13 protein-coding genes and 1 other RNA gene are annotated in these 16,566 nt (G+C 63.1%); 11 read left to right on the forward strand and 3 right to left on the reverse strand.

Features of this window, described 5'->3' with window-relative positions; genetic code table 11:
* The first annotated feature begins 75 nt into the window (after positions 1–75).
* Entirely contained in the window at positions 76–3,831 is a 3,756-nt protein-coding gene (gene metH, locus ACS5Q0_RS09805; RefSeq protein ID WP_473126438.1) for a methionine synthase, read from the forward strand.
* A gap of 6 nt (positions 3,832–3,837) precedes the next feature.
* Here the strand turns inward: metH and ACS5Q0_RS09810 are convergent, their stop codons facing one another.
* From ACS5Q0_RS09810 to ACS5Q0_RS09820, 3 genes are all read right to left on the reverse strand, one after another.
* Entirely contained in the window at positions 3,838–4,608 is a 771-nt protein-coding gene (locus ACS5Q0_RS09810) for an N-acetylmuramoyl-L-alanine amidase (protein ID WP_473126439.1), read from the reverse strand.
* 4 nt (positions 4,609–4,612) lie between these two features.
* Positions 4,613–5,338, reverse strand: a complete 726-nt coding sequence (locus ACS5Q0_RS09815; protein ID WP_473126440.1) for a TerB family tellurite resistance protein — start codon at positions 5,336–5,338, stop codon at positions 4,613–4,615.
* 87 nt (positions 5,339–5,425) lie between these two features.
* On the reverse strand, positions 5,426–5,704 hold the full coding sequence (locus ACS5Q0_RS09820; RefSeq protein WP_370436716.1) for a glycine zipper domain-containing protein: 279 nt from the start codon (positions 5,702–5,704) through the stop codon (positions 5,426–5,428).
* A 326-nt stretch (positions 5,705–6,030) separates the two neighbouring features.
* Between ACS5Q0_RS09820 and ACS5Q0_RS09825 the strand changes: the two genes are divergently transcribed.
* From ACS5Q0_RS09825 to murD, 10 genes are all read left to right on the forward strand, one after another.
* Positions 6,031–6,735 carry a transglycosylase SLT domain-containing protein gene (locus ACS5Q0_RS09825; RefSeq protein WP_473126441.1) on the forward strand — a complete coding sequence of 235 codons (705 nt, stop codon included), beginning with the start codon at positions 6,031–6,033 and terminating at the stop codon, positions 6,733–6,735.
* A gap of 47 nt (positions 6,736–6,782) precedes the next feature.
* Positions 6,783–7,163: RNase P RNA component class A (rnpB, locus tag ACS5Q0_RS09830), an RNA gene on the forward strand.
* A gap of 310 nt (positions 7,164–7,473) precedes the next feature.
* Complete coding sequence (gene mraZ / locus ACS5Q0_RS09835; protein WP_473126442.1) at positions 7,474–7,971, forward strand: division/cell wall cluster transcriptional repressor MraZ; 498 nt, start codon at positions 7,474–7,476, stop codon at positions 7,969–7,971.
* Positions 7,968–9,017: a 16S rRNA (cytosine(1402)-N(4))-methyltransferase RsmH gene (gene rsmH / locus ACS5Q0_RS09840; protein ID WP_473126443.1), complete on the forward strand. Its 1,050-nt coding sequence runs from the start codon at positions 7,968–7,970 to the stop codon at positions 9,015–9,017. The genes mraZ and rsmH overlap by 4 nt, the downstream gene beginning before the upstream one ends.
* A complete protein-coding gene (gene ftsL / locus ACS5Q0_RS09845; protein ID WP_473126444.1) occupies positions 9,014–9,409 on the forward strand; it encodes a cell division protein FtsL in 396 nt (131 codons plus the stop codon). The genes rsmH and ftsL overlap by 4 nt, the downstream gene beginning before the upstream one ends.
* A 5-nt stretch (positions 9,410–9,414) precedes the next feature.
* Positions 9,415–11,178: a peptidoglycan D,D-transpeptidase FtsI family protein gene (locus ACS5Q0_RS09850; RefSeq protein ID WP_473126445.1), complete on the forward strand. Its 1,764-nt coding sequence runs from the start codon at positions 9,415–9,417 to the stop codon at positions 11,176–11,178.
* Between the two features lie 2 nt (positions 11,179–11,180).
* Positions 11,181–12,647 carry a UDP-N-acetylmuramoyl-L-alanyl-D-glutamate--2,6-diaminopimelate ligase gene (locus tag ACS5Q0_RS09855; protein WP_473126446.1) on the forward strand — a complete coding sequence of 489 codons (1,467 nt, stop codon included), beginning with the start codon at positions 11,181–11,183 and terminating at the stop codon, positions 12,645–12,647.
* A complete protein-coding gene (locus tag ACS5Q0_RS09860; RefSeq protein WP_473126447.1) occupies positions 12,644–14,077 on the forward strand; it encodes a UDP-N-acetylmuramoylalanyl-D-glutamyl-2,6-diaminopimelate--D-alanyl-D-alanine ligase in 1,434 nt (477 codons plus the stop codon). The genes ACS5Q0_RS09855 and ACS5Q0_RS09860 overlap by 4 nt, the downstream gene beginning before the upstream one ends.
* A 7-nt stretch (positions 14,078–14,084) precedes the next feature.
* Positions 14,085–15,170: a phospho-N-acetylmuramoyl-pentapeptide-transferase gene (gene mraY / locus ACS5Q0_RS09865; RefSeq protein ID WP_473126448.1), complete on the forward strand. Its 1,086-nt coding sequence runs from the start codon at positions 14,085–14,087 to the stop codon at positions 15,168–15,170.
* A 4-nt stretch (positions 15,171–15,174) separates the two neighbouring features.
* On the forward strand, positions 15,175–16,566 hold the full coding sequence (murD, locus tag ACS5Q0_RS09870; RefSeq protein WP_473126449.1) for a UDP-N-acetylmuramoyl-L-alanine--D-glutamate ligase: 1,392 nt from the start codon (positions 15,175–15,177) through the stop codon (positions 16,564–16,566).

A 16,566-nucleotide genomic window follows, 5' to 3' on the forward strand; every position in this document is an offset into this window, starting at 1 on the left:
CGATCCAGGTGTTCTGATTTGCCATGCGAGGCATGGATGATCGGGTGAGATCCCGATCGATTGAAAGTGACTGAGATGACCGTGTTCGAACCTCGTCCTGCCGATGGCGCAGAGATCCTCCGCGTGCTGCGTGAAGCGGCCGCCAAGCGCATTCTCGTGCTCGACGGCGCCATGGGCACCGAGCTTCAGAGCTCGCGCTTCTCGGAAGAGGATTTCCGGGGCGGGCGGTTCAGGGACTGGAAGCAGGACGTCAAGGGGAACAACGATCTCCTGATCCTCACCCAGCCGGACGCGGTGCGAAACGTTCATCTGGACTATTTTCGCGCCGGTGCGGATATCGTTGAAACCAACACCTTCTCCGGTACCTCCATCGCCCAGGCCGATTACGGCATGGAAGAGATCGTCTACGAGTTGAACTACGAGGGCGCGCGGCTTGCCCGCGAGGCTGCGCTGACGGTTCAACAGGAGGATGGCCGCCGCCGCTTCGTAGCGGGGGCCGTGGGCCCCACGAACCGTACGCTGTCCATCTCGCCGGACGTGAACAATCCAGGATATCGCGCCGTGACCTTCGATCAGGTGCGTGATGCTTACGCCGAACAGGTGAGGGGGCTCGTCGACGGCGGAGCGGAGATCATCCTCATCGAGACGATCTTCGATACGCTCAACGCCAAGGCTGCCATTGTCGCTACGCATCAGGTCTTTGCGGAAAAGGGCGTGAGGCTCCCGATCATGATTTCGGGCACGATCACGGATCTATCCGGCCGTACGCTGTCCGGGCAGACGCCGACCGCGTTTTGGCATTCCATGCGTCACGCGGAGCCCTTCTCCATCGGACTCAACTGCGCCCTCGGCGCGCGCGAGATGCGCGCTCACATTCAGGAGATCGGCAGGGTCGCCGATACGCTCGTCTGCGCCTATCCCAATGCAGGCCTGCCGAATGAGTTCGGGCTCTATGACGAGAGCCCGGAAGCCACGGCCCGCATGCTCTCCGAGTTCGCCGATGCAGGCCTTGTGAACGTGGTTGGCGGTTGCTGCGGGACCACGCCCGCGCATATCCGGGCGATTGCCGAAGCCGTTGCCGGCAAGGCGCCCCGTCGCGTTCCGACAATGGAGCCGCTCATGCGGTTGTCGGGCCTCGAGCCCTTCACGCTCACCTCCGACATTCCTTTCGTGAACGTGGGCGAGCGCACGAACGTCACGGGCTCCGCCAAATTCCGCAAGCTCATCACCAACGGGGATTATGCCGCAGCGCTCGACGTGGCTCGCGATCAGGTGGCGAACGGCGCGCAGATCATCGACGTCAACATGGACGAAGGCCTGCTCGATTCCGAGAAGGCGATGGTGGAATTTCTCAATCTCGTCGCAGGGGAGCCCGATATCGCCCGCGTTCCGGTGATGGTGGATTCCTCCAAGTTCCACGTCATCGAGGCTGGGCTGAAGTGCCTTCAAGGCAAGGCCATCGTGAACTCGATTTCGATGAAGGAAGGCGAGGAAGCCTTCATCGAGCACGCGAGGATCTGCCGTTCCTACGGTGCTGCCGTCGTCGTCATGGCTTTCGACGAGCAGGGCCAGGCCGATTCCCTGGAGCGCAAGGTCGCGATCTGCACCCGCGCCTACAGGATCCTGACGGAGAAGGTGGGCTTCCCGCCCGAGGACATCATCTTCGATCCCAACGTGTTCGCGGTTGCGACCGGCATCGAGGAGCATAACGGATACGGCGTCGCCTTCATCGAGGCCGCGCGCATCATCCGTGAGACCTTGCCGCATGCCCATATCTCGGGCGGCGTGTCGAACCTCTCCTTCTCGTTCCGGGGCAATGAGCCCGTGCGCGAGGCCATGCATTCGGCGTTCCTCTTCCACGCCATCAAGGTCGGCATGGATATGGGTATCGTGAATGCGGGACAGCTCGCCGTGTACGACGAGATCGATCCCGAACTGCGCGAGCTGTGCGAGGATGTCGTTCTCAACCGGCACCCCGATGCAACGGAGCGCCTGCTGGAAGCGGCTCCCCGCTTCAAGGGCGACGGCGCGGGCGCATCGAAGGTCACCGATCTCGAGTGGCGCTCCTGGCCTGTCGAGAAGCGCATCGAGCATGCGCTCGTCAACGGCATCACCGAGTTCATCGAGCAGGATACGGAAGAAGCGCGCCAAGGCGCCGAACGTCCGCTGCACGTGATCGAGGGGCCGCTCATGGCCGGCATGAACGTCGTCGGCGATCTCTTCGGGGCCGGAAAGATGTTCCTGCCTCAGGTGGTGAAGTCCGCCCGCGTGATGAAGCAGGCGGTTGCGTATCTCATGCCGTTCATGGAGGCTGAGAAGGAGGCCTCGGGACTCGACGAGCGCTCCGCCGCCGGCAAGATCCTAATGGCGACGGTGAAGGGCGATGTGCATGACATCGGCAAGAACATCGTCGGCGTGGTCCTCGCCTGCAACAATTACGAGGTGATCGATCTCGGGGTGATGGTTCCGGCCCAGAAAATTCTGGAAACCGCACGTCGGGAGAATGTCGATGTGATCGGTCTCTCCGGCCTCATCACGCCGTCTCTCGACGAGATGGTGACCGTGGCGAGCGAGATGGAGCGCGAGGGTTTCGATATCCCGCTTCTCATCGGCGGCGCGACCACGAGCCGCGTGCATACGGCGGTGAAGATCCACCCGAATTATCGAAAAGGCCAAGCCGTCTACGTCACCGATGCGAGCCGTGCAGTGAGCGTAGTGTCGTCGCTGCTCTCGCCCGATGCCAAGGACGCGTACGTGGAGACGCTGCGGAGCGAATACCGCCGCGTGGCCGATGCTCATGCGCGTTCCGAGGCCGACAAGCAGCGCCTGCCTATCGAGAAGGCTCGCGCGAACAAACTGAAGATCGACTGGGAAAGCTATCAGGCGCCGAAACCCACCTTCACCGGTGCGCGGGTATTCCGCAGCTACGATGTGGGCGAACTCGTGCCCTATATCGACTGGACGCCCTTCTTCCAGACCTGGGAACTCAAGGGACGTTTCCCGGCCATACTGGAGGATGAGGCCCAAGGGCCGGCGGCGCGTCAGCTCTGGGAGGACGCGCAACTGATGCTCAAGCGGCTCGTCGACGAGCGCTGGTTCAATCCCAAGGCGGTGATCGGATTCTGGCCGGCCAATGCGGTCGGCGACGATATCCGCCTCTATACGGGCGAGAGCCGCAGCGAGACGCTCGCCACCTTCCACGGCCTGCGCCAGCAGCTCTCCAAGCGCGACGGCAAGCCCAATCTATGCATCTCGGATTTCATCGCGCCCGCCGACAGCGGAAAGCCGGACTGGATCGGCGCTTTCGTCGTCACCTCCGGCATCGAGGAAGTGCGCATCGCCGAAAAGTTCGAGCGCGCGAACGACGATTATCGATCGATCCTCGTGAAGGCCCTGGCGGACCGTCTCGCGGAAGCCTTTGCGGAACGCATCCACGAGCGTGTGCGCAAGGAGTTCTGGGCCTATGCGCCCGATGAGAACCTCACCAATGAAGATCTGATCCGCGAGGAGTATCGCGGCATTCGACCGGCTCCCGGCTATCCTGCGCAACCCGACCATACGGAGAAGGCGGCGATCTTCAGCCTTCTCGAAGCCGAACGCCGCATCGGGGTGAGCCTGACGGAATCCTATGCCATGTGGCCGGGCTCGTCCGTATCCGGCCTCTATCTCGCGCATCCCGAGGCTTACTATTTCGGCGTGGCGAAGGTAGAACGCGATCAGGTGGAGGATTATGCGGAGCGCAAGGGCATGAATGTGCAGGACGTCGAGCGCTGGCTCAGCCCGATCCTTAATTACGATCCGGCGAGCTACAGGCCGATGGCGGCGGAGTAGGGCGCCTCAGGCGGCCGCCGAAGGCCGCTTGGCGATCAGATCACGGAGCGTGGTGATGGTGGAGGCATCGGCCACGCCGTCCACGCGCTCGGGACGGAAATGGCGCTGGAAGGCGGCGACGACCTTTTCCGTGTCCTCATCGAAGACACCGTTGTTCCTGAGGCTATAACCATACATGGCGAGCATGGCTTGCAGCGCTTCGATGGGCATGCCCTGGTCGCCGCGCGAGAAAAAGCGTCCGTCGCTCAAAGTGGCGGGCGGCACCCAATGGCCGATGCCGGCCTCATGCAGCCGCTTCCAGGGGAAAAGTTCTCCGGGGTCGACCTTGCGGCCGGGGGCGACGTCCGAATGGCCGAGAACGCGAGTCGACGGAATGCGCCAGCGGGCCACGATGTCTTTCGTCAGCGCGATCACGCTCTCGATCTGCGCGTCGGGATAGGGGGGCAGGCCGCCGGGATGGCCGGAATTGGCGATCTCGATGCCGATCGAACTGGAGTTGATATCCGTCTCGCCATCCCAGCTCGCAATTCCCGCATGCCAAGCCCGCCGCGCCTCCGGCACCAATTGCAGAATGCGGCCGTCGCTGAACACGAAGTAATGTGCGGATACCTGCGAGACCGGATTACAGAGCCATTGCAGCGCCTCGCCCTCGTCGGGCATGCCCGTGTAGTGCAGGATCAGCATGTTCGGTCGCTGTCCGTCCTTCCGCTCCCCATGATTGGGTGAAGGAAACACCTTCGCGGCAACTGGGCTTTCGGGGGAAAGGGACGCGCTCATACGTTCACCTGAGATTCCGCTCGGCGGCGATGCGCTCCCAAGCAGCGTTGATGGCAGCCAACCGTTCCGTTGCGATCTTCACGGCCTCCGGCGGCAGGCCTCGTGCGATCTCCCGGTCGGGATGGTTCTCGGCGACCATCCTGCGATAGTGCCGCTTCAGGTCCTCGTCGCTCATGGCCCGGTCGGCCTTGAGAATGAGATAGGGATCGTCCGCCCGTTTCACGTGCCGGGCGGCAATGCGCTCGAATTCACTTTCGGATAAGCCGAAGATCGCCGCGACGCTTTGGAGATAAACGTACTCAGCCTCATGCACCGCCTCATCCGCCTTGGCGATATGGAAGAGACCGTCGAGCACGTCCTCCAGCAACGCCGGCTCTTCTTTGAATTCGGTGCCGATCTGCCGGGCATAGGCTTCAAATCCGTCGGAGGTCTGCATGGCGAGTTCGAACAGGCGCCGGACGCGGGCCTGTTCACCCTCCGGCACCTCGACGATGTGCTCGAATGCCTTCACCTCCACGTCCACCACCACGCCGTCGGCCTTCGCCATCTTGGCGGCGAGCGCAACCAGGCCCATGGTGAACAAGACGTCGCGCGGCGGCTTTCCGAAGGGAGCGCCCTCGCGATCGACGAGCACGTGCCCGGCCACGCCACCCAGGAGAGCGCCAATCGGCCCTCCGAGCGCCAAGCCGATGCCGGCACCGCTCAATTTACCCCAAATCGACTGAATCATCGTAAGATCAGTGGTACGCCCAACTCCAGGCAAAAGAAAAGAGGCCGAGAAGATCCCGGCCCCTTAAATTCAGTCTTCAGGATCGTCTTAGCGGCAGTAGATGTTGCCGTACATGTCCTGATAGGTGCCGTAGGGGCAGGCGGGTCCGCGCGGAGCCGTTGCGGCGCCGACGACCGCACCGCCGGCAGCACCGATGGCTGCGCCTGCCAGAGCGCCGCCGGCGCGGCCCGTAGCGGCACCACCAATTGCAGCTCCTGCAAGACCGCCAACAGCGGCGCCGCCCACGGCGCGCTCGCCGGGCGTGTTGCAGGCTGCCATCGAGAGGGTGAGAGCACCGGCGGCAATCGCGGTAATGATCTTCTTCATGGAGGCTTCCCTGTGTCTAGCGGGCTGTAGGCTGCCCAGTTCTAATTAGCTTGACCTTACGCAGACGCCAACTCCCGACTGGGGGAAGAAGTTCCTTGTCCCCCAAATGAGCTGTAGAAAAAACTTTTTTGCTAAGGACGTCAGGCTATTCCAGCCCTTTCTGCGCCTCGGTTTGAGGCACAATCATCGTTTAAGGCGCACTGATCTGGACCCGCTTTGCGACTATCCAAGTCACAACTTTGCCTTATTTGGCCTTCACGTCGCGGCCGCGTGACATCTATGCCATTTGAGGTTCCATTATGACTTTGCGGCATTGTATAAAGCCAATGGCCGCTGCGACTCTGGTCTGGGCTGCACTGTCGGTCCAGGTTCGGGCCGAAAACAATATTATCTCTCCGGATGAGGCTGAGGCCTTCGCTCACGCGCAGGCCGAAGAAGTGAAGGCTGCTGCTGGCGCTCTTGCGGAGGAAGCGGATCCTCAGGCTGCCGAAGCTGGGAAGCCCGACAAGGCTGCCAGAAACTCCAAAGGAAAGAAGGCCGTTGACGCCGCAGCAGTCTCTTGGAAGGGTGCGGATGGGACCTCGGTCGAAGAGACGGCCGCTCTCCCGCTGGACCTGTCGGAACAATCAGGCCTAGGGCGTGTCGATGCCGCCAAGGCGAGCGCTCTCAGGTCCCTGATCGCCCGCCATGCCTCGGAAAACGGCTTGCCTTTCGAACTCGCAGACGCGGTGGTGCGTCTCGAGAGCCGCTACAATCCCGGCGCTCGCAACGGCGCCCATGTCGGCCTGACCCAGATCAATCTCCGCACGGCCCAGGCGCTGGGTTACAAGGGGCAGCTCGCAGGCTTGCTCGATGCCGAGGCGAATCTGCATTACGGCCTGAAATATCTCGCTCAGGCCTATAAGCTTGCGGGAGGCGATACCTGTGGCACGATCCTTCGCTACCAATTCGGCCACCGCACGACGGCCATGACCGGGGCTTCACGCGCCTATTGCGCGAAGGTCAAGGTGATCACTGCAGCGGCCGAGTGATCGTTCGCCCTTGACGGGGCACTGCATTTCGCACCACATCCCCATCGTCAGCCGGCCGGGCGGCCGCTTCGAGCTTGCTCGAGGAGGAAAGTCCGGGCTCCATGGAAGCAAGGTGCCGGATAACGTCCGGCGGGGGTAACCCTAGGGATAGTGCCACAGAAAGCAAACCGCCCTGCAGATGCAGGGTAAGGGTGAAAGGGTGCGGTAAGAGCGCACCGCGGACGCAGTAATGCGGACGGCACGGTAAACCCCACCAGGAGCAAAACCGAATAGGGACGACAGGCGCTTGCGCCAGGCCTGCTTCTAGGCTCGTCGTCCGGGTTGGTTGCTTGAGGCGGTCAGCAATGATCGTCCCAGAGGAATGGCCGCCACGTTCAGGGTTTCGACCTTGGGCCATACAGAACCCGGCTTACAGGCCGGCTGACCCCTCTTTTCCACAGGACCGAAACTGCGACAAAGCGGACCAAAGCCTTGGTTTGCTTACGATTCATTAACCCTAAATGCGTCTCATGGGGGCTGCATGTCGCGAGGCTTGCGTCCTGTCCCCGTTCCGTTGACGCCCATATTGTCCCATGTTATCCCAAATCATCCCGTCGACGGTTTCTTTCGAAGGGGACGCTAGGCGCACCGAGAGCGCCGGCGCCCTGCTCCGAAAAGAGGCGTTATCACCGGCTGCGGGTGGCAGGCCTCGGAGGTCTGCCGGGGGGCTGACAATCGGGAGCTTGCGAGCTGCGGCCAATGAACCGCTTCGTGTCCAATTTCACCAACAAGTTGGATTCGAAGGGTCGCGTCTCGATCCCTGCGTCCTTCCGGGCTGTTCTGGCCAGGGATGGGTTCGAGGGACTCTACGTTCATCCTGCGCTCGATGCGCAGGCGTTGGACGCAGGGGGCAATATGCTTCTGAACGAGATCGATGCGTTCTTGTCGACGCTGTCGCCCTATTCGGACGAACGGGATCAGCTGTCGACCGCGTTGTTCGGGACCAGCGAAATCCTCAAAGTCGATCCGGAGGGGCGTGTCATCCTGACGGACACAGTGAAAGTGCATGCCGGGATCGGCGATACGGTGACGTTCGTCGGACTCGGTCACAAGTTCCAGATTTGGGAGCCCGAACGCTTCCGTGCGCACTTGGAGGAGGCGCGCACGAAGGTCAGAGACCTGAAGAAGATGCTCGGAACCCGGGTTGCGGAGCCACGTATGGTACAAAACACCTCACCAGGAGTGCGGGAGCAATGATGGGACGCGGCGACGGCCCAGGAGCCGGAGCCGCTGGCGGACCGACCCGTCACGTTCCTGTGCTCCTGGCGGAGGTGTGCGACGCGCTTGATGTGAAGCGCGGCGGCCTCTTCATCGATGGTACGTTCGGCGCGGGCGGATATACGCGCGCCATTCTCGATGCTCATCCACAGAACAAAGTGATTGCCATCGACCGCGATCCCGATGCGATCGCGGGTGGTGCGTCGCTGGCTGGAAAATTCAAGAAGCGCCTGATGCTTGTGCCGGGGCGCTTCGGCGATCTCGATGAAATCGCGCGCAATCAAGGCTTTGATGGTGCAGAAGGCGTCGTTCTCGATATCGGCGTCTCGTCAATGCAGCTCGATCAGGCGGAGCGAGGATTCTCGTTTCGCAACGACGGCCCGCTCGACATGCGCATGGAGCAGGAAGGCCCGAGCGCCGCGGACATCATCAACGAATCCTCCGAGGCGGAGCTCGCGGACATCTTCTATCACTATGGCGAGGAGCGCCGCGCCCGAGCCGTGGCTCGCGCCGTCATCGAGGCGCGCCGCAGAGAGCCGTTCCAGACGACACGCCAGCTTGCCGATCTGGTCGCGTCGCTCATCCGTCAGGAGCCGGGCGGCATTCATCCGGCCACACGCGTGTTCCAGGGACTTCGCATCGCCGTCAACGACGAATTGGGCGAGCTGGTGCGCGCGCTGCACGCGGCCGAGCGGATTCTGAAACCCGGCGGACGTCTTGTAGTCGTCACCTTCCATTCGCTCGAAGACCGGATCGTGAAGCAATTCTTCGCGGCCCGCACGGGGCGCACGCCGAGCGGCTCTCGTCATATGCCGACGCTCGCCGCAGCCGAGCCGACATTCCATGCCGTCACGAAGGGGCCTGTCGGTCCGAGCGAGCAGGAAATGGCGCGCAATCCGCGCGCGCGTTCGGCGAAACTGCGCGCCGGCGCTCGCACGGACGTGCCGCCGCAGGAACCATTGAGCGCCATCGCCATGTTGGCCGAGCTGCCGCAGACGGCGGAGAAAAGGGGAGGGCGGCGATGACAAAGCTGCTCCACATCATTGCGATCTCCGCCCTCATCGCATCGGCTGGCTATGCTTACTCCATCAAATACGACACGCTCTATTATGCTGAGCAGGTGGCGAAGCTGAAATCGAAGGTGCAGCGCGAGCGCGAGGCCATCGCCGTGCTGCAGGCGGAGTGGCAATATCTCGATCGCCCGGATCGCCTTCAGGCTGCCGCCGATCAGCATCTGGATCTCCAGCCCCTGAAGATCCAGCAGCTGGCACGCTTGTCCGATCTGCCGAACCGTCCGGAGCGTGGGGACGAGATCGGCCGCAAGCTCGAAGCGCTCGGCCTGCTCGGGCCTACGGCGACGCCCAAGGACACTGGTAACGAAGCCCGAATCCCATCGACACAAACCCCGAGACGGTAACTCCCGTGTTGCATGAGCCTCAACCCGAACTGAAGGCCAAGAGCCCTCCGCCCAAGAGGGGCATTCTCTCCCATGCGCGCGAGCTGTTCCGGTTGCGCCTCGACAAGAGCACGTCCCGCGTGAGTCTGGCGGCGATCTGCTTTGCCATGCTTTTCAGCACCATTGCCGGGCGGCTTGTGCAGCTTGCCGTCACGAGCGAAAGCCCGAGCGAGTTCCGCCGCGCGGCTTCGTCCGAGATTTCCGCGGCCCGACCGGACATTGTAGATCGCAACGGCGACATCCTCGCCACCGACGTGAAGATGGTGTCCGTGTTCGCGGAGCCGCGCAACATCATAGACAAGGACGAGGCTGTGGAGCTGCTGACCGCAGTCCTCCCGGATCTCAATGCCACGGAGTTGCGCGACAAACTCAGCACGAAGAAGGGTTTCGTGTGGGTGAAGCGCGAGATCACGCCGCGCCAGCAGGCCGAAGTGCACCGGCTCGGCATTCCGGGCGTCGGCTTCCTGCCGGAGAACAAACGCGTCTATCCAAACGCCGAGGCCGCGGCGCACGTGCTGGGCTTCGCCAACGTGGACAATGTTGGCATTGCGGGCATCGAGAAATATATCGACAGCATGGGCCTGCAGGATCTCAACGGCGCAGGCTTCAATATCTCCGCCGCTGATCTGAAGCCCGTGCAGCTCTCCATCGATCTGCGCGTGCAGCATGCGCTGCGCGACGAATTGATGAAGGGTATGACGAAGTTCAAGGCGAAGGCTACGGCCGGCGTCGTCATGGACGTCAACACCGGCGAAGTGCTCGCCCTCGTCTCGTTGCCCGACTACGATCCCAATAATCCCGTCGATGCCCTCGACAAGGACCGGATCAACCGCATCAATGTCGGCGTTTTCGAAATGGGATCGACCTTCAAGGCGCTGACCGTCGCGATGGCGCTCGATTCCGGAAAGTACAACATCAACTCGACCCTGGATGCGCGCTCGGGACTCCGCTACGGCAAGTTCACCATTGGCGACTACCATGCCACGCATCGCGTGCTCACGGTTCCGGAGGTGTTCATCCACTCGTCGAACATCGGCACGGCGCGCATGGCGCTCGGTATCGGCGTGGAGGGACATAAGGCCTTCCTGCGCAAGATGGGCCAACTCACGCGCCTCGAGACGGAGCTGCCGGAAAACGCCCTGCCGATTATCCCGCCCCGCTGGGGCGAGCTCAACACCATGACCATCGCCTTCGGTCACGGCCTTGCCGTCGCGCCTCTCCAGGCCCTCATGGCGGTCGGCGCGCTCGCGAATGGCGGCATGCTCATCAAGCCGACATTCCTCAAGCGTGACGAGGCTGAGGCGCGCAAGGACGCCCTGCAGGTCATTAAGCCTGAAACCAGCGAGGCAATGCGCTATGTGATGCGACTGAACGCATCGAATCCGGCAGGTTCCGCGGCATCGGCGGCCATCGCGGGCTTCTATGTCGGCGGCAAAACCGGCACGGCGGAAAAGGTCATCAACGGCCGTTATTCCAAGAACAAGAACTTCACCACATTCACGGCCGTGGTTCCGGCCGACAAGCCGAAATACGTGTTCCTGACCATCATGGACGAGCCGCAGGCGATCGAGGGCACCTACGGATTCTCGACGGCAGGCTGGAACGCGGGGCCTGTAACGGGCAACGTCATCGAGCGCGTCGCGCCGCTCCTTGGCATTCCTCCTCGTTTCGAGCCGCCTGCACAACCTTTCCCTCTCATGTCGCGCCTCAACGCGTGGGGCATTCGGTGACCATGACGAACACATTTCGATTGAGCGATTTGCTTCCGGAGGCCCAAGGGCTTCCGGAGGCATCCTTGTCTGTGGCCGGACTTGCCTCCGACAGCCGGAAGGTTGAGAAGGGCAGCGTATTTTTCGCGGTGCCGGGCACGAAGGTTGACGGCATGAGCTTCGTGCCGCAAGCCGCGGCTGCCGGTGCGATCGCAATCGTCGGAGAGGCGGAGCGCCCTGCCGATCTGCCCGGAACCGTAGCCTATGTCCAAGTCAGCGATGTGCGAAGGGCTCTCGCTCTCGCGGCATCGCGCTTTTACCCGCAGCAACCGCAGAAGGTCGTTGCCGTCACGGGCACGAGCGGCAAAAGCTCCGTAGCCGATTTCACCCGCCAGCTCTTCGCATCCCTTGGATACAAGTCCGCGAGCCTCGGCACGCTCGGTGTGATCACCTCGGACGGTGCTGCCTATGGCTCGCTCACGACGCCTGATCCTATTTCTCTTCATCAGACCCTCGATAGGCTTGCGAAGGATGGGGTGATGCGCCTGGCGATGGAAGCGTCCTCGCACGGCATCGATCAGCGCCGGCTCGACGGCGTACACCTGAGCGCAGCCGGTTTCACCAATCTCGGTCGTGATCATCTCGACTACCACAACACCACCGAAGCCTATGCGGCCGCGAAGCTCCGCCTGTTCGACACGCTGCTGCCCGCCGACGCGCCGGCCGTCATCAATGCCGATGGCCCTTACGCGGATATGTTCCGACAGGGCGTCCGCAATCGCGGCCTGACACTGATTACCACGGGCGGCGAGGGCGAAACGCTTCGGCTCGTCGAGGCACGTCCGGAAGGCTTCAAACAGGCACTGACCATCGAGGCCTTCCGTAAAACCTTTGAGACGACCCTGCCCCTTCTCGGCGCGTTTCAGGTCGAGAATGCGCTGGTGGCGGCCGGCCTCGTGCTTTCCGTCGAGGGCGAGAGCCGGGCGGCCGAGGTGTTCGAAGGGTTCAAGACGCTGAAGGGCGTCTCGGGCCGTCTGGAGCAGGTGAGCGAAGTCAACGGGGCCATCTGTATCGTCGATTACGCGCACAAGCCCGACGCGCTGGCGCATGTGCTCGATGCGCTGCGCCCGTTCACCAAGGGGCGGCTCATCTGCATCGTCGGCTGCGGCGGCGATCGCGACCGGGGCAAGCGCCCGCTCATGGGCAGCATCGCGGCCGACAAGGCGGATATTGTCATCGTGACGGACGATAATCCTCGCTCTGAAGACCCGGCGGCGATCCGCGCCGAGGTGCTGAAAGGCGCCCCTGGCGCCCGGGAGATCGGCGACAGGGCCCTGGCGATCCGCACGGCCGTGGAGGAGCTTCAAAACGGCGATATTCTGGTCGTTGCGGGCAAAGGCCATGAAACGGGCCAAATCATCGGCGACCGGACCCTGCCGTTCTCGGACCATGATGAGGTCCGGGCGGCAATTGCGGAGAGGCAGGGATGAATTCGCCCTTGTGGACATCGGATGAGATTGTTGCGGCCACCGGCGCCCGGGTCGGCAGCGGCTTCCGGCAGACGTCGGGAGCCTCCATCGACACGCGCACCCTGGAACCGGGCGATCTCTACTTCGCCGTCAAGGGCGACGTGCATGACGGCCACGATTTTGTGCCTGCCGCGCTGGAGAAGGGCGCATCGGCCGCTGTCGTCTCCGAGGCGAAGGCTCCCGGTTTCGCGTCCGACAGGCTCGTCGTCGTGCCAGATGTGCTGGAGGCCATGCGCCAGTTGGGCCGTGCGGCCCGCAAGCGCACGGACGCCCAAATCGTCGCAATCACCGGTTCCGTCGGCAAGACGGGAACGAAGGAGGCCATGCGCCTCGCCTTGTCCCGCCAGGGCGCAACCCACGCGTCGGTCGCCTCCTACAACAACCATTGGGGCGTGCCGCTCACCCTGTCGCGCATGCCGCGCGAGACCACGTTTGGCGTGTTCGAGATCGGCATGAACCATGCCCACGAAATCCTGCCGCTCACCGCGATGGTTCGTCCGCACGTGGCCGTGATCACCACGATCGAGCCGGTGCATATCGAATTCTTTCCGTCGCTCTGGGGCATCGCCGATGCCAAGGGCGAGATCTTTTCAGGGCTCGAACCCGGTGGGACGGCGGTCATCAACCACGATAGCCCTTATTTCGAGCGCATGAAGGCGCATGCGCTCGCCTCCGCGGCAGGTCGCGTGATCTCCTTCGGCGAGCATGAGGCCGCCGATATCCGCGCCGAGCGGATCATCGTGAAGCCCGATCAATCGATCGTCGAAGCGCGCGTTCTCGGGCAGCTCGTCACCTACCGGATCGGTACGGCGGGACGGCATATCGCGCTCAATTCCTTGAGCGTGCTCGCCGCCTGTCATGCCCTCGGCGCCGATCTCGCGCAGGCTGCTCTCTCCTTCGCCGAGCTGAAGCCGCCCGTCGGCCGTGGCGAGCGGACGATGCTCGCCGTCGACGGCCACGAGGAAGCGCTTCTCATCGACGAGAGCTACAATGCGAATCCCGCCTCCATGCGCGCTGCGCTCGCCAATCTCGGAGCGGTGGAGTTGGGCCGCCAAGCCCGGCGCATTGCCGTTCTGGGAGATATGAAGGAACTGGGCGAAACGGGGCCGCGCCTTCATGAGGAACTCGCCGAGGCCATCGAAGCCAACAAGATTGATCTCGTTTTCGCAGCCGGGCCGTTGATGCGCAATCTGATGGATCGTCTTCCGAAGGCGAAGGTGGTGCTGCACGCCGAGACGTCCGCCGAACTCATCGACGCGGTCTGCGCGGCGATCCGCCCCGGCGACGCCGTGACGGTCAAGGGGTCGCTCAGCATGAAGATGGCCCTGATTGTCAAGGCACTGAAAGAACGTTACGGCGCGAGTCCACCGGCACGCGCGCTGAAAGGATAAACACTCCATGTTGACCTGGTTGGCTGAGCTCAGCCCCTACTTCAGCCCTCTCAATATCTTCCGCTACATCACGTTCCGCACCGGGGGCGCGACGGCTACCGCCATGCTCTTCGTGTTCCTGTTCGGGCCGGCGATCATCTCGCTGCTGCGTGTGCGCCAGGGCAAGGGGCAGCCGATCCGCGAGGACGGGCCGCAATCGCATCTGCTAACGAAGCGCGGCACGCCGACCATGGGCGGGCTGATGATCATGGCGGGCGTTCTGGTCTCCACGCTTCTGTGGGCCAATCTTGCAAATCCCTATGTCTGGATCGTGCTCTTCGTCACGGTGGGCTTTGGTGCCATCGGCTTCTATGACGATTACTTGAAGGTCACGAAGCAGTCGCACAAGGGCTTCTCGGGCAAGTCCCGCCTTGCCATCGAGGCGATCATCGCGGCCGTCGCCTGCATCGCCATCTCCTACGTGGAGGCTCCCGGCCTTGCGAACAAGCTGGCGCTGCCCTTCTCGAAGGACCTGATCTTCAATCTCGGCTGGTTCTACGTCATCTTCGCAGGTTTCGTGATCGTGGGCGCCGGCAACGCGGTGAACATCACCGACGGCCTCGACGGCCTGGCCATCGTGCCGGTGATGATCGCAGCGGGAACCTTCGGATTTATCGCCTATCTCGCCGGCAACGCGGTCTTCGCTAATTACCTGCAGATCCATTTCGTGCCCGGCACCGGCGAACTCGCCGTGATCTGCGGCGCTCTGATCGGCGCGGGCATCGGCTTCCTCTGGTTCAACGCGCCGCCCGCACAGATCTTCATGGGCGATACGGGGTCGCTGGCTCTTGGCGGCCTTCTCGGCACCATCGCGGTAGCGACCAAGCACGAGATCGTCCTCGCCATCGTCGGCGGCCTCTTCGTGCTGGAGATCATGTCCGTGATCATCCAGGTCGCGTCGTTCAAGCTCACGGGAAAGCGCGTCTTCAAGATGGCGCCGATCCACCATCACTTCGAGCAGCTGGGCTGGACCGAGCCGCAGGTCGTGATCCGCTTCTGGATCATCGCCGTGGTGCTCGCTCTTGTCGGCCTCTCGACCCTCAAGCTGCGGTAAGCGGATGATCCCCGTCACGACATTCTCCGGCAGAACAGTCGCTCTCTTCGGCCTCGGCGGATCCGGACTCGCGACGGCGCTTGCCTTGAAAGAAGGCGGCGCGCGCGTCGTCGCCTGGGACGACAATCCCGCAAAAGTGGCCGAGGCGGCTTCCAAGGCTATCGAGACGGCCGATCTGCGGCAGCTCGATTGGTCTCCCGTGTCGGCGCTCATCCTTTCGCCCGGCGTGCCTCTCACGCATCCCGAGCCGCATTGGTCGGCGAGGCTCGCGCGGGAGGCGGGGGTCGAGATCATTGGCGACATCGAGCTCTTCTGCCGCGAGCGCGCGAAGGTTGCGCCCAACGCTCCCTTCGTCGCGATCACCGGAACCAATGGCAAGTCCACGACGACGGCGCTCATCGCCCATATCCTTCGCGAAGCGGGCCGCGACGTGCAGATGGGCGGCAACATCGGCACGGCGATCCTCTCGCTCGAACCGCCATCCGACAGCCGCGTCCACGTGATCGAGTGCTCCTCGTTCCAGATCGATCTCGCCCCGTCGCTGGCGCCGATGATCGGCGTGCATCTCAATCTGTCGCCCGACCATCTCGATCGGCATGGGACGATGGAGAGTTACGCGGCGATCAAGGAGCGGCTGGTGACGAAGGCGGGCCTTGCCATTGTCGGCGTCGACGACCCGGCGAGCCGCACCATTGCACAACGCTGCCAAGAGAAGGGCGTGAACGTCGCGTATATCTCGGTCGGGCCGATTGACGGGAAAGGCGTTTTCGCCGACGGCGAAACACTCGTCGGGGTGATGGGAGGCGAGGCCGCCCCTGTGGCCGATCTGTCGGGCATTGGTTCGCTGCGCGGGGCACACAATGCGCAGAACGCCGCCGCGGCCGTTGCAGTTGCCCTGGCCTTGAACGTGTCTCCCGAGCGGATCCGTTCGGGTCTCAACACCTTCCCAGGCCTCCCGCACCGGATGGAAGAGGTCGGCCGGATCGGCAAGGCGCTCTTCATCAATGACTCGAAAGCGACCAACGCCGATTCCACCGAGAAGGCGCTCAAATCTTTCGACAACATCCTTTGGATTCTGGGCGGCAAGGCGAAGGAAGGCGGCATCGAGCCGCTACGGCCCTATTTCCCAAAGATCCGTAAGGCCTATCTGATCGGCGCGGCGGCGGACGAGTTTGCGAAGACGCTCGGCAGCGACGTTTCCTCTGTTCGCAGCGAGAACCTCGACAACGCAGTGAGGCAGGCGGCCGCAGATGCCGCTGCCATGAACGGGCCCGCGGTCGTTCTTCTGTCCCCGGCCTGCGCGTCCTATGATCAATTTCCGAACTACGAAGTGCGCGGCAATCATTTCCGCGAATTGGTCCGGGCGTTGCCGGGCCTTGAAGTCAGGGGGGCTTGA

The organism is Microvirga sp. HS2 (assembly GCF_055792805.1).

Excerpts from the sequence above, each read along its gene's own strand:
- metH (WP_473126438.1), top strand. The coding sequence starts at position 76 with ATGACCGTGTTCGAACCTCGTCCTGCCGATGGCGCAGAGATCCTCCGC.
- murD (WP_473126449.1), top strand. The coding sequence starts at position 15,175 with ATGATCCCCGTCACGACATTCTCCGGCAGAACAGTCGCTCTCTTCGGC.
- ACS5Q0_RS09820 (WP_370436716.1), bottom strand. The coding sequence starts at position 5,704 with ATGAAGAAGATCATTACCGCGATTGCCGCCGGTGCTCTCACCCTCTCG.
- rsmH (WP_473126443.1), top strand. The coding sequence starts at position 7,968 with ATGATGGGACGCGGCGACGGCCCAGGAGCCGGAGCCGCTGGCGGACCG.
- ACS5Q0_RS09810 (WP_473126439.1), bottom strand. The coding sequence starts at position 4,608 with ATGAGCGCGTCCCTTTCCCCCGAAAGCCCAGTTGCCGCGAAGGTGTTT.
- ACS5Q0_RS09860 (WP_473126447.1), top strand. The coding sequence starts at position 12,644 with ATGAATTCGCCCTTGTGGACATCGGATGAGATTGTTGCGGCCACCGGC.
- ACS5Q0_RS09825 (WP_473126441.1), top strand. The coding sequence starts at position 6,031 with ATGGCCGCTGCGACTCTGGTCTGGGCTGCACTGTCGGTCCAGGTTCGG.
- mraZ (WP_473126442.1), top strand. The coding sequence starts at position 7,474 with ATGAACCGCTTCGTGTCCAATTTCACCAACAAGTTGGATTCGAAGGGT.
- ACS5Q0_RS09855 (WP_473126446.1), top strand. The coding sequence starts at position 11,181 with ATGACGAACACATTTCGATTGAGCGATTTGCTTCCGGAGGCCCAAGGG.
- mraY (WP_473126448.1), top strand. The coding sequence starts at position 14,085 with ATGTTGACCTGGTTGGCTGAGCTCAGCCCCTACTTCAGCCCTCTCAAT.
- ACS5Q0_RS09815 (WP_473126440.1), bottom strand. The coding sequence starts at position 5,338 with ATGATTCAGTCGATTTGGGGTAAATTGAGCGGTGCCGGCATCGGCTTG.
- ftsL (WP_473126444.1), top strand. The coding sequence starts at position 9,014 with ATGACAAAGCTGCTCCACATCATTGCGATCTCCGCCCTCATCGCATCG.